This is a genomic window from uncultured Gimesia sp., assembly GCF_963972345.1.
Lineage (GTDB): Bacteria > Planctomycetota > Planctomycetia > Planctomycetales > Planctomycetaceae > Gimesia.
The window spans coordinates 16,624-28,913 of sequence record NZ_CAXAVM010000086.1; the positions used below are offsets into that span (position 1 = coordinate 16,624).

Genomic DNA, 12,290 nt, shown 5'->3' on the forward strand with positions numbered 1-12,290 from the left:
AACTGAAAACAAAAGCGACTGCTCCGGGGGCATTCCAGGGACTGAAAACGGGCTCAGGCAGTGAATTCGGCAATCAGCCAATGATTGGTCTGAGGATTGCCGATAGTAGTAGCATACCCAGGATTTACAGCGATTTTTGCTGTCTTGACACGTGTTTTTGCGGGATCTACGATGAAACGAGAGTTCGAGGTTGAAACCAGATTCCCAAATCGACTATATAACACTAAATACCTGTCTCGCTGATCCCTGAATAAAGCTGTTTCAGCAGAACTGGTAGTTTTTTGATAGCAGAAGCCTATAATCTCTGAGAAGGCTTCGAACAGTTTATTGCCTAATCATTCAGAGCAAAGTCCAGAAAGGAAAACTCATGGCACACGTGGTTACAGAGGCTTGCTTCAATTGCAAATATACAGATTGTGTCGTGGTTTGCCCCGTAGAATGTTTCTACGAAGGGGAATCAATGGTATACATCAATCCCGATGAGTGCATCGATTGTGAAGCCTGCGTGCCTGAATGCCCGGTTGAGGCGATTTTTCATGAGGACAATCTTCCAGAAAAATGGCAGGAATATACTCAAATCAATGCTGAAAAATCACAGGAACTCCCGGTGATCACCGAAAAGAAAGAGCCCCTGGCTGATTCGTGATCCGGTTCAAATTTTGAAAACAAAAAAACTCCCCATTACTGGTTCAGTAGTGGGGAGTTTTCGATTAATTGATGACATTGAGTCGCTGTCCCAGTTCACGTAATACTTCGATGTCACTTTCGGGTCTGCTGGGACTGTTTGGGTGGGTTTTGTTCGTTTTAATCCAGCCCCGCAAATGCAGGAACTGTGCTGCCGAGTGCTTGTAAGCAGGAGAAGGACTCCTGAAGGTGAAATAACCCAGGTATTGCAGTTGATCATTCAATTCATAAAAAGCCGGGTCACCGGCCGCCCACAGGGCATCGCGTCTGGCAAACAGATCGGGGGCAAAGGTACTCAATCCAAGCAGGTAATCGCTGCCATACTGGATCATATCAATGCCAAAGTCGTTGCCTGTAAAAACTTTGAAATCAGGACGTTTTGCATCGCGCAACTGCAGGCGTTCCCATTCGGGTTCCCGATGAAAAGAGGAATGCTTGGCTCCTATACATTGCGGAATTTCCATGAGTGCTTCGTAGGTAGCCAGATCGTAAACGGAGCCGAACGGTGCCAGGTCCCGCGTTAATTCAAAGCCGATAAAGCGGTCAGAGTTCGCGGCGATCGTCTGGTACGCGGCGACGATCTGATCCGGAGACTGCTCTACCAGCCCAAAGGACTGGAAGATGACCGGAATACCACCATGGGACTGAATCAGATCAATTTTTCTCTGGTAACCTGCCGCGTCAAATTCAGCCCCTGGTTGATCGGAAACAAAGGCTCCTGCGACAAAAGAACCGCCATTCAGAGTCTGCTGTGTCACTTTCAGGACTTCAATAAAGGTCGGTTCATCAATCAGGTTGACATAACCGGTATCCATATTCACAGCGGGAGTGATCCCGACCTCGGCAGTTCTCGAAATATGAGCAGAAAGGGAATCGCGGTCGATTTCACCTGATTCCAGATAGGGGAGCAGGACTGCAGAGATCCCGGTGATTTTTCTTCTTGGCTTGATCATGCTGACAGGATCATAGACGGCGGGAGGTGCTGCTTCTGGCATTTGGGTGTTCCTTGCTATATATTGAACAGATTGTATTCGGTCGTCAATAATTGACTGTCAGGATACCAAATTGACGCTCAATCTTGGAGGCAATCATGATTTTTCTGCGCAGAGAAATTTATGGATTATTTTTCGTACTTTGTTTTCTGGTTTTGCCAGGCCAAACCCTGTCTGCTGCGGAGAAGCAAAGCCCCAATATCCTGTTTCTATTTACCGATGATCAACGCGCTGACACGATCCATGCCTTGGGGAACCCCCTGATCAAGACCCCCAATCTGGATGAGCTGGTTCATAGTGGTTTTGTCTTTAACAATGCTTATTGTCTGGGAAGTAATTCCGGCGCAGTCTGTGTCTGCAGTCGAAATATGCTGCTCAGCGGTCGAACCTACTTTCGCTGGACCGGCCGCTACGCTTCCGCTGAAAAACCGAATTTTCCCGATTCCATGAAAACCGCCGGTTACTACACCTACCATCATGGTAAAAAAGGGAATACGGCAGCGGAAATCCATAAACGGTTTGACCATTCGAAATACCTGAATGATTCCCAGGCCCGTCTGCTGGGGCAGCCTGGTAAAGAAATTGTCGATAACGCGATTGAGTTTCTGCAGAAAAAGAACGACCAGCCCTTTTTCATGTACCTGGCGTTTGCCTGTCCACACGATCCGCGGGTTGCCGATCAGGAATATAGGGATCTGTATCAACGCGAGGAGATTCCCTTACCCCCCAATTATCTGCCTCTGCATCCCTTTAATAACGGAGAGCAGGTGGTGCGCGATGAGCTGCTGGCGGGCTTCCCTCGGAGCAAAGCAGAAATTCGAAAACACCTCCACGATTATTATGCAGATATTACAGGACTGGATCGTCATATTGGTCGACTATTAAAAGCCTTGAAAGACAAAGGTGACTATGAAAATACGATCATCATATTTTCTTCCGATCACGGGCTGGCCGTTGGCAGTCATGGTTTGATGGGTAAACAGAGTCTGTATGAACATAGCATGAAGTCGCCTCTGATATTTTCGGGACCGGGGATTCCCCATGGTCGGAGTGACGCGCTGGTTTACCTGTATGATATCTTTCCCACGGTTTGTGAAATGGTCGGAACTGACATTCCGCAGGGACTGGATGCGGTCAGCATGTGGCCTGTGATCGAAGGCAAGAAAACTCAAATCAGGGAGACTCTGTTTACCGCTTATAAAGATGTGCAACGCTCAGTCCGCGATGAGCGCTGGAAACTGATTACCTATCCGCAAATCAATAAGTCACAGCTGTTTGATCTACAGAATGACCCTCAGGAAATGAAAGATTTATCTGGGCAGTCTGCCTGTCAGCCTCATTCAGATCGTTTATGGATGGCGCTGAAAGACTGGCAGAAAAAAACAGGCGATACAAGTCCGCTGGTATCAAATACTCCACAGGATGCTGGTTTTAAAGCACCCACCTCAGAGGAACTTGAGAAATTGAAACAGGACTGGCAGCCGAAGCAGAAAAAAACGAAACAGCAACCCTCTCATAAGAAACAATAACGATATGGTATCAGAAGATCGGCCACCGATTCGATTGGATCAGTTTTTAAAATTTCAGGCGGCAGTGGGAACTGGTGGGCATGCCAAAGTGGTCATCCAGGGAGGAGAAGTCACTGTAAACGGCGTGGTTGAAACACGACGACGCAAACAACTCTCCCCCGGAGACATTGTGGCGTATGCCGGAGAAGAGTGGTGTGTGGAATTAATAGACGAGAATTGATTATCTTGCGCTGCTGCGGTGGAGATTCAAGATTCCCCCGATGACAATCACACAGCTCATCAACAGTAGATAATCAGTCGCTGTTGCGTTCTGCCAGGCATTCAGCAGATAATCCATCCAGCCATCGATCCAGAGTTCCATCGAACGTCCCCCCGTTACTGGCCCGCAACAATCTGTAAACTACGTAATTCTACACCCTGTGTGGCTGAGTGCCTGATTGAGTTAATAAAAACGCACTTCAGAATATTGATGGTTGCGTTTTAGAAACGGGGAAGCCTGCGCAGCGATTCGATATGCTGCTTGATTTCTTCCAGATACTGACTGGCAGGTGTCAGTTTATTCAACTGTATCAGTGTTTTTTCCGCATCTGAGGTTTGCGCATAAAACAATTGACTCTGGATGAGTAACCTGAGTATCTCTGGCTGGTTCGGAATCAAGACATTTGCCCGTTCCAGCAGACTGAGTGCTTTGCCGGGAACGCCCGATTCCTCGTACCAGCTGACCAGTGTCAATACGTCCTGTAGAGATTCCGAGCTGAGATGTTCCTGTTTTGCATCATCTGTTATTTGGGGAATTTTTAGCAGGCGCTCGATCACTTCTTCCAGTTGGAGCATGTGCAAAGTCTGAGAAGCTTCTGCTTCTCCTGAGGCGATGGCATGGTTTAACTGCTGTTTGGCTTCCTGTTTACGACCTTCCGCGAGATAGATTTTTGCCAGCAGATAGTGTCGCTTGCCTGCTGAGCCGGGATAAGCGGATGACTGCTTGAGTGCCTTCACGAGAGTCTGTTCTGCTGTGGTGATTTCAGAGAAACGCAGATAATTCTCAGCCAGTTGCAGATCGACCTGATCGCTTTGAACTGCAGGCTGCTCGTCCTGGGCTCCCGATTGATAACTGGCTTCCAGCGTGTCATGTGCCAGGTTGATTCCTCTGACGAGATCGCGACGGAGCATCTTCTGGTCCGGCATCGAAAATGCCCGTTCAAACTCCCGAATGGATTTCTGATATTGCTTCGTTTTGATATAAGACCAGGCCAGCAGGTTGGTCAGTCTGACATCCGTGATCTGTTGCTGCTCCAGGTTGCCGACGTAGTCGATCAATTCATCATAGTGAGCGGTGGCAAACAGTTGTTGTGCATAGGCAACCTGAAACGCCAGGCGATGAGGAAACTTTTCAATCGCCGCTCTTGCCAGTTTGAGAGAGTCATCCGGGTGCCAGTATTGATTTCGTATCGTGCCACTGCGGTTCGGTTCCAGCTTGAGAATCATGACCCCCTGTTCGTCATATACCGGTGTCATACGATAGACGAGGTCCTGGTCAAGGAGATGCCAGGGAAACGCGGAGACCGTCTCTCGGCTGAATGTAACGAGGTAATCAGCGGGCAATTTCTGAATCTCTTTGTGTAGCTGTTCTGCATTAGTAATTTCAAAAAAGTTCAGCTTTTGAAAGCGATGTCCCGTGGTCGCGATATCCGCGCGTCGTGTAATCAGTCGGGCAGAGGGAGCCGTATTTTCCCTGATCCATGTACCGGCCGCAGTCCAGTTGCTGAACTGATTGGGTGGTAATTGATCTTTGTAAAAGTTCTGCGGATCCCGAATCATTTTCAGATTGGCATCAATCAATGCGCTGTCCGTTTTCAACTGCCAGCCAGTCAGTAACAGCAGTAAAAGAGCGCAGGCCGCGAACAGAATTTTGCGAAACAGGGGACGGGATACTTGGAAGTGATTTGAAAAAGCGCCCCAGCCTGCAGGCAGAAAAGCGAGTACGACAGGCAGCAGTGGCAGGGTAAACCGCTGTTGCATCCACGGCCAGAGAGAAAGAATTCCCAGGCTGAAGATCAGGTACCAGAGTGCGACGGTTCCCCCTTGCCGGCGGCTTTTGATCATCCCGTAACATGAGAGTGCAAGTATCATCGCGCCGAGCAACAGGTAGACCCCGACTGGTCCCGGCAAAATCGCGTTTTCATCAAGGATCATACGAGAATAGCGAGGCATTGCTCCCGGCATATCAGGAAACAGTTTCTGGCAAAAACTGTCGAAGTGCGTCTGGCTACGTTGCAGAATATTGATCACGGTTCCGATAACGCCCTGTGCTTTCAATTCCTGCAGGGCAACAGAAGTATAACCACTTTTCTCCAATGCAGAGTTGCGGAACATCCAGAAACCAGTTGCCAGCAGCGAACAGGCCACTCCGATCAGCCACCACCAGCGGGCTTTGCGAGCAATCGCCCAGATCCCAACAGCAAGAACCAGTGCTATGCCGATCGTTCGTAAAAACGGAAGAAAAATCAGCAGACAGGTGAAACATGCCAGATGCCATTTACCGGGAGATTCTGTCTGAACAGCCAGTAAATACAGAATCGCCAGAGAGCAGGCCATGAATGGTATTTCACTCATGACGAGCGTAGAGAAGAACAGGGTGTAGGGATTGATGGCGATCATCCCGGCGATCAGAATTGCAGGCCAGTAATAAAGATCCGGGTTGGACTTGAATGAGCCTTTTTCTGATTTGTGGAGTTGCAGGACATAGAGATATAAGAGCGTCAGCATGGCAAGACCTGACAGCCAGACAGTGGCTTTGGCCCCGATGACATTATAGGGGGCAATTAACGCTGCCGGGGATAACAGCAGCGACATTCCTGGAGGGCGATGGGCATAGAGAGGTTCGCCAGGTGTATCGATTTCACGATACCCCGTACCGTTGACAAGTGATTTCGCCATGATGACATAGCGGGCACTGTCAGGTGTATAGAAATAGAGTTGGTTCCAGCGCGCGATCACTATGCCTGAAAACAGAATCAGCAGAAGCAGAACGCTGATCAGATGGGATCGTGTAGAAGACTGAGACAGACCTTTCATCAATGGAATCAACTTGTGTAAAAGGGAGAAGTGGATGAGATACAACCAACGGAGACTACGAGATCAGCAATTGTTATACCTTTTAGCGTCAGTTGAGATCTGCTCGCCTTGTTTCAATACTGAATTTGAGCATCAGTCCGGTACTGCCGATTAGAGGTGCCTGAAAAGCGAGGATTGCCGATCAAAGAGGGGGAAGTAACCGGTTTTGAGAACCGTTGACATTTGAGGGCCGTTGATATCTCACCACGTTGTTGCATTTTTGCATCATTTCAGAATCCTGCTCTGAATTTCCTCTGCCGTTGCAATTTCATGCCAATTGTTTCACAATTCGAGGCGCGTAGCGCGATCTATTCACGGATTGGTCAGGGCTGCTTTTTGATCTGTTTCGATTCATTCCCGTTTATTAGTTTATAACAGGTGTTTCTCATGGATGACCAACATTTTCGCTCGCTCATAAAATCACTGCAGACCGTTGCTGAAACAGAAGCTCTGGTCAGTTTTCTGGAAGAACAGGGGACGTTTTCGTTTCCGGCTTTGGAGAATGGACTGTTTCCAGCGGCCATAGCGCATGAGTCAACCGGGTATCAGAGTATCTGGGTTCGAGATAATATTCATGTTGCACATGCTTTAAACGCAGTTGGAAAGTCTGGACCAGCCTGTAAAGCCATCTCGACATTGACGGAGTATTTTACCAGGCACCGGGATCGGTTTGATCAAATTATCTCCGGACAGGCCAGCCCCGCTGAAGTCATGAAACGCCCTCACATTCGCTTTGATGGGAATACGCTCGGCGAGATTGATGAGAAATGGGCGCATGCGCAAAATGACGCTTTGGGTTATTACGTCTGGTTTTATTGTTTGCTGCTATCCCAGGGCAAGCTGGAACCGGTTTCAGGTACGCTGGAATTACTGGCAGCCTTTGTGCGATATTTCGAATCGATCCGTTACTGGGAAGATGCAGACAGTGGTCACTGGGAAGAGACACGGAAAATTGAAGCTTCCAGTATCGGCACCGTGGTCAGTGGATTGAAGATGCTGAAACGTTATCTGGACCAGTCTGAACGCTGGAATCAGTTTCGTTATGCAGGGGTACCCGTTACTGATGATTCCGTTGACTTACTGATTCAACAGGGGCAGGCTGCCCTGGATGAAATCCTGCCGGCAGAATGTATTCAGGAAGATCCCCTGCTGGCACGAAAGTATGATGGTGCGCTGCTGTTTCTGATTTTCCCGCTCGGCCTGGTACAGGGAGAAATGGCGGAGAAGATTATGGAAGATGTTCGATCCCATTTAATGGGCGAGTATGGAATCCGTCGTTACCTGGGCGATTCTTACTGGTGTGCCGACTACAAAGATATGCTGGGTGAAGAGGATCGCACCGTCGACTTCAGCGATGATCAATCGAGTCGAGATAAACTGTTGAAACCCGGACAGGAAGCGCAATGGTGCATTTTCGATTCCGTGTTGTCGGTGATTTACGGTCAGAGGTTTCTACAGTCAGAAAAAACAGAGGATTTTGAAAAGCAACGTTTTCACCTGGATCGCTCCCTCGGTCAACTCACCACCAGTGAATCTGTATTCGGGCCTTATAAATGTCCTGAATCATATTACCTGGAAAAAGGCAGATATGTTCCCAATGACATTACTCCCCTGTTGTGGACACAGGGCAATCTGATGATGGCCCTGCAGCAATGGAAACAGACACTGAAGACCCGCATTCAATAAGAGAGGCGAGTTTGTCCTAAGACAGGAGTTGGTGAATCAGACGGGTATAAACCGACTGGTTCGATTCTTTTAATGCTTCGGCTGCCTGCTGTAAAATCCGGATCTGACGTGGTGTGACAGGAACAGGTGTGTTTTTTTCTGGAACTGCTGGAATCAGTTTTTTCATGAGTTGCTCCAGCAGGGTGTCGATTCCTGATTTCGTGATTGATGAGACAGAGATCGCAGCGTGGGGGAGTGGCTGTTTCCAGCTTTGCGGAAGATCCGATTTGTGTGCGACTATGATTGATTCGGGCCATTGGGAGACGAGTCTCAGGTCATGTGCCTGTTCAGGCTGACTGACATCAATCAGAATCAGGTTACAATCTGCAGAACGCATCATCTGTTCTGCGCGCCGGATACCCGTTGATTCGAGCACATCGGCCTGTTCGCGAATCCCTGCTGTATCGGAGAACTGGATAGGCCAGCCTTCAAGGGCTGTGGTAGCAGTGAGGACATCCCGGGTCGTGCCTGCTTCATTGAATACGATCGATCGTTCATAACCCAGGATTGCATTGATCAGACTTGATTTGCCAACATTAGGACGTCCCGCAAGAACAACACACCAGGGAGAGGTCAGGTGAAGTCCGAATTGTTCCCAGTCCAGCAGGTTCTGAATTTGTGACTGGTAGTAATCCAGATCAAAGGGTTGATCAGCAACAGGCAGAAGGGCTTCAAACGCTGATTTCAGGACCCCTTCAGACTGACGCAGCAATATTTCTGCCGTGCGAAATGTGGTCGCCGCAGTGAGCCTGTCCTGAAGTTCGAAGTCTAATTCTGTTTTGGTCGATTTCACCAGTTGTTCCCATGAATTTCGTGGGCAACCCCGTGCTTCCAGATCAGAAAGTATCCGCTCTACAGCAGCCAGGCCCCCGTGACAGTGGATGTCGACGGTATATTCATCCAGGCGGCAGATCACCAGATCTTCATTGCTGGTTTGTCCCCAGAGGCCATATACGATTCGATTCAATGGTTGCGCTGCGAGCGATTTTTGATTGGCTGCGTTGAAGCAGGCATTGATGGCGGCTGCTATTGAATTCAATTCGCCTTTCACGCGTATTGTCGCAACGGCCCCTCGTCCGCGAGGCGTTAACAGCGTCGCGGAACAGGAAACCGGCTCATGATTTTCAATCGACTGAGGCATGTTGAATTACCTGATCCCGCTGATTTCTTGTGCCACGATCGCCAGTCCCTGCAGTGTTAATAATGGTTCAAACCGCACTAATTCATCAAGATGCGGCGCGAGTAATGAGGAACCGCCCCCCGTGAGCAGAACCAATGGTGGTTCCGGGCAGGTTTTGAAAAGCGAATGATTTTGAAGCTGGTGAATCAGTTCCCGAACTGCCCCCAGTTGACCCCAGAATAAGCCACTGCGAATTGCATTGGTCGTATGTTTTCCGAGTACTACTGGTTCCTGCTGGCGCAGGTCAGATACCGGAATCAGTGGTAATAGAGCCGTGTAATCATGGAGCGATTTTGCGGAAAGTTCAAATCCCGGTAGAATGGATCCCCCTGCAAAATGACCCTCAGATGAGACGACGTCCACAGTGGTCGCAGTTCCGGTATCGACAATAATGGCACCCTGATCTGTATCGCGTAAGGTATTGGCGGCGACGGCGTTTAACAAACGGTCAATTCCCACTTTACGTGGCTCGTCTACATCAATGGTCAATGGAAAATCTTCTGTATTGAGGACTTCGATCGGTGGGGGAAACGAAGTCAATGACCAGTCCGTGACGATTTTTTTAATTCCTCGAGGATTCGAACCAGCGACGACACTCTGGCAGTGCTCAAGGGGCTGATCGCCGGACCAGTTTTGAATCTGAGTCCAGGGAACCGGTTCTTCCAGAGGTGCCGAGAAAGCATGTTCAACCAAAGGAAGCTGCCTGCAGGCTTTGACAGGAAACTCAGTTTGCAGCAGCACAAACTTGATTCGACTGTTACCGACATCAATGGCCAGTTGTTTGAGCGAATGCGCCATGAGATTACTTATAACGAATGAGGAATTCCTGAGTGATTGTATTCTGTGAGACCGAAACAGGGTGGTGATGAATCCCACTAAAACATGTTATCCTGGGTACTTCGATATTCAGTCCGGACTGTTATGCAGACAGGTTAGAACAACGTTCGATCATTCTCGTTCTCATCGGAATCTTTTCCGGCGGAACTGCTTTTACGACGACCTGTTTTGGAAGGCCCTTTCGTATCGATCGATGCCGTACTGTCGAATTCTTCCAGTACAGGGTTTCCATTTTCATCAACGCGCGTCAGGATCTCAATTTTCTGCTCGGCTGATTCCAGGGACTTGTAACACGAACGAAGCAGTTTCACCCCACGTTCAAAGTGTTCCATTGATTCTTCGAGACCGGCGGTCCCTTCTTCCAGAGTCGATACAATTTCCTGTAATTCTGCCAGTGATTCCTCGAAAAGGGGCGTTTCTGACTGTGCTGATTTTTTCTTTGCCATGTCTAATATCTTTAAATATCAAAATGTTGGACTGGTTGAGTTAAGTAGCAGGAGGTCATTCGGAGCCCTCCTGGATTTCCTGAATCCGGCTTACCACGGTGCCATCGGACAGGCGAGTGTGAAGTACTTCACCAGACTTCACCTGGTTGATCGATTTTACAATATTCAATTCTGCAGGTTCGCCTGCTGACTCCTTACGGGTGATACTGTATCCCCGGTTCAGTACCTTCAGGGGGCTCAAAGCATCTAAGGCAGAGGCCAGATGTCTGGTTTCAGTTTGACAACGAGTGATCATATCACGCGTGCTGCGTTTCAACCTGCGATCCAGTTCATCGACCTGTGTAGCACGCTGGTGAACCATATCGAGAGGACGGGTTAAAGCGGGACGGGCGGCAATCGCATCGAGCTGCATGCGAACCTGCCGCGCTCGTTGTTTCAGATTTGTGACGAGTTGACTCTGCCAGTGTGTCAAAGTCGCCAGAACATCTGATTGCAGCGGAACGGAGAGTTCGGCAGCTTCACTGGGGGTTAAAGCGCGACGATCCGCGACCAGATCTGCGATGCTGATGTCTATTTCATGCCCGACAGCGCTGATGACGGGAATGGGACAGGCAAAAATAGCACGGGCCACCACTTCCTCGTTAAATGCCCACAGATCTTCCAGGCTGCCTCCCCCGCGTCCTGTGATGATCGTTTCTACCTGGGGAATACGGGCAGCCAGTTCGATTCCTGCCGCGATCTGTTCTGCGGCTCCTTCGCCCTGAACTGCCACAGGTACGATTACGAGATCAGTGGCTTTCCAGCGTCTCGTAATCACCTGGAGCATGTCGCGTACCGCTGCACTGGTGGGGCTGGTGACGAGGGCAATTTTTCGCGGGAACCGGGGAATCGGTTGTTTATGTTCGGGGTTAAACAGGCCTTCTGCAGCCAGTTTTTCCTGCATCTGTCGAAACGCCAATTCCAGCGCCCCCACTCCCTGGGGAAGCAGTTGTTCGATATTCAGCTGATAGGTGCCGCGCGCCTGATAAACCTCGATAGGGCCGGCAGCCACGACTTCCATGCCATCCTCAATCTGAAATTTCAACCGTGAGGCAGTGCGCTTCCAGATGACGGCCCTTAACTGGGCAGCGTCATCCTTCAATGTCAGATAGATATGACCGGAACTGGCCATTGTGCAATTGGAAATTTCTCCGACGACCCATGCATAAGGAAAGTTTGCTTCTACCAGATTTTTTATCTGACGAGTCGTTTGGGTAACGGAAAGAATTTCAGGTTCTGCAAGAGACATAAGTAATCGATCAATTTACGAAATCAGGGTAGCAGTGAATTCAGATAGGAAATGCCAGTGCGGCAATCTTCTATTTTGTTTTCACCTTGAGTACGGTCCACGGTGAGCCATCCCTGGTAACCGGTCTCCATTACCAGTGGCAGGAAGTGATCCCACACGACCATACCCTTGCCCAGCGCGACCTCGGAGCCTTCGCCATCCATTTCACGAATGGCATCACGCAGTCGGTATGATTTGATCCAGGTATACAGTTCTCGGATCGTCGCTTCCGGGTCCTGGCGTGAATAAATCATTTCTGCCGTATCAAAGTCGATGCCAATAAAGCCGTTCGTGACGCGCGAGACCAGTTCACGCATCACGGCAGACGAGTTCTTTTCACAGGCGAGACAGAGGTCAGTACCAACATGAGAAGCGTGTCGTGCCAGATCATTCAGTACTTCGCAGATCATGGGAAAATGACCTGTGTCCGTTGACTGAATCATTCCGGGATGAATG

General features: G+C 49.3%; 12 protein-coding genes. 4 read left to right on the plus strand and 8 right to left on the minus strand.

From position 1 onward, the window contains the following. Window positions 1-367 precede the first annotated feature (367 nt). Entirely contained in the window at window positions 368-646 is a 279-nt protein-coding gene (locus AACZ40_RS15490; RefSeq protein WP_339674923.1) for a ferredoxin family protein, read from the plus strand. A gap of 64 nt (window positions 647-710) precedes the next feature. On the opposite strand, the gene AACZ40_RS15495 is transcribed toward AACZ40_RS15490, so the two are convergent. After that, window positions 711-1,679, minus strand: a complete 969-nt coding sequence (locus AACZ40_RS15495) for a dihydrodipicolinate synthase family protein (RefSeq protein WP_291170216.1) — start codon at window positions 1,677-1,679, stop codon at window positions 711-713. A 95-nt stretch (window positions 1,680-1,774) separates the two neighbouring features. Here AACZ40_RS15495 and AACZ40_RS15500 point away from each other — a divergent pair, with 95 nt between their 5' ends. Together AACZ40_RS15500 and AACZ40_RS15505 are read left to right on the plus strand one after the other, a co-directional pair. Next, complete coding sequence (locus tag AACZ40_RS15500; protein ID WP_291170218.1) at window positions 1,775-3,205, plus strand: sulfatase-like hydrolase/transferase; 1,431 nt, start codon at window positions 1,775-1,777, stop codon at window positions 3,203-3,205. 4 nt (window positions 3,206-3,209) lie between these two features. Continuing rightward, on the plus strand, window positions 3,210-3,425 hold the full coding sequence (locus tag AACZ40_RS15505; RefSeq protein WP_291170220.1) for an RNA-binding S4 domain-containing protein: 216 nt from the start codon (window positions 3,210-3,212) through the stop codon (window positions 3,423-3,425). Here AACZ40_RS15505 and AACZ40_RS15510 read toward each other — a convergent pair whose 3' ends face one another. Then, on the minus strand, window positions 3,426-3,566 hold the full coding sequence (locus tag AACZ40_RS15510) for a hypothetical protein (RefSeq protein WP_291170222.1): 141 nt from the start codon (window positions 3,564-3,566) through the stop codon (window positions 3,426-3,428). Between the two features lie 119 nt (window positions 3,567-3,685). Next, the gene (locus tag AACZ40_RS15515; protein ID WP_291170224.1) at window positions 3,686-6,280 is read right to left on the minus strand and encodes a hypothetical protein; all 2,595 of its coding nucleotides are present in this window, start codon (window positions 6,278-6,280) and stop codon (window positions 3,686-3,688) included. A gap of 426 nt (window positions 6,281-6,706) precedes the next feature. Here AACZ40_RS15515 and AACZ40_RS15520 point away from each other — a divergent pair, with 426 nt between their 5' ends. After that, on the plus strand, window positions 6,707-8,005 hold the full coding sequence (locus tag AACZ40_RS15520; RefSeq protein ID WP_291170225.1) for a glycoside hydrolase family 15 protein: 1,299 nt from the start codon (window positions 6,707-6,709) through the stop codon (window positions 8,003-8,005). A gap of 16 nt (window positions 8,006-8,021) precedes the next feature. On the opposite strand, the gene AACZ40_RS15525 is transcribed toward AACZ40_RS15520, so the two are convergent. The 5 genes from AACZ40_RS15525 to AACZ40_RS15545 all read right to left on the minus strand — a co-directional run. Next, window positions 8,022-9,185, minus strand: a complete 1,164-nt coding sequence (locus AACZ40_RS15525; protein ID WP_291170227.1) for a GTPase — start codon at window positions 9,183-9,185, stop codon at window positions 8,022-8,024. 6 nt (window positions 9,186-9,191) lie between these two features. Then, entirely contained in the window at window positions 9,192-10,022 is an 831-nt protein-coding gene (locus tag AACZ40_RS15530; protein ID WP_291170229.1) for a type III pantothenate kinase, read from the minus strand. Window positions 10,023-10,156: 134 nt separating this feature from the next. Then, on the minus strand, window positions 10,157-10,507 hold the full coding sequence (locus AACZ40_RS15535; protein ID WP_291170230.1) for an exodeoxyribonuclease VII small subunit: 351 nt from the start codon (window positions 10,505-10,507) through the stop codon (window positions 10,157-10,159). A 55-nt stretch (window positions 10,508-10,562) separates the two neighbouring features. Then, window positions 10,563-11,795: an exodeoxyribonuclease VII large subunit gene (xseA, locus tag AACZ40_RS15540; protein WP_291170232.1), complete on the minus strand. Its 1,233-nt coding sequence runs from the start codon at window positions 11,793-11,795 to the stop codon at window positions 10,563-10,565. Between the two features lie 23 nt (window positions 11,796-11,818). Beyond that, window positions 11,819-12,290: TIM barrel protein (locus AACZ40_RS15545; protein ID WP_339674933.1), on the minus strand; the 472-nt coding region annotated here is incomplete at its 5' end.

What these genes read in the sequence shown, in the direction of transcription:
- AACZ40_RS15490 (WP_339674923.1), top strand. Translation starts at nt 368, where the DNA reads ATGGCACACGTGGTTACAGAGGCTTGCTTCAATTGCAAATATACAGAT.
- AACZ40_RS15495 (WP_291170216.1), bottom strand. Translation starts at nt 1,679, where the DNA reads ATGCCAGAAGCAGCACCTCCCGCCGTCTATGATCCTGTCAGCATGATC.
- AACZ40_RS15500 (WP_291170218.1), top strand. Translation starts at nt 1,775, where the DNA reads ATGATTTTTCTGCGCAGAGAAATTTATGGATTATTTTTCGTACTTTGT.
- AACZ40_RS15505 (WP_291170220.1), top strand. Translation starts at nt 3,210, where the DNA reads ATGGTATCAGAAGATCGGCCACCGATTCGATTGGATCAGTTTTTAAAA.
- AACZ40_RS15510 (WP_291170222.1), bottom strand. Translation starts at nt 3,566, where the DNA reads ATGGAACTCTGGATCGATGGCTGGATGGATTATCTGCTGAATGCCTGG.
- AACZ40_RS15515 (WP_291170224.1), bottom strand. Translation starts at nt 6,280, where the DNA reads ATGAAAGGTCTGTCTCAGTCTTCTACACGATCCCATCTGATCAGCGTT.
- AACZ40_RS15520 (WP_291170225.1), top strand. Translation starts at nt 6,707, where the DNA reads ATGGATGACCAACATTTTCGCTCGCTCATAAAATCACTGCAGACCGTT.
- AACZ40_RS15525 (WP_291170227.1), bottom strand. Translation starts at nt 9,185, where the DNA reads ATGCCTCAGTCGATTGAAAATCATGAGCCGGTTTCCTGTTCCGCGACG.
- AACZ40_RS15530 (WP_291170229.1), bottom strand. Translation starts at nt 10,022, where the DNA reads ATGGCGCATTCGCTCAAACAACTGGCCATTGATGTCGGTAACAGTCGA.
- AACZ40_RS15535 (WP_291170230.1), bottom strand. Translation starts at nt 10,507, where the DNA reads ATGGCAAAGAAAAAATCAGCACAGTCAGAAACGCCCCTTTTCGAGGAA.
- xseA (WP_291170232.1), bottom strand. Translation starts at nt 11,795, where the DNA reads ATGTCTCTTGCAGAACCTGAAATTCTTTCCGTTACCCAAACGACTCGT.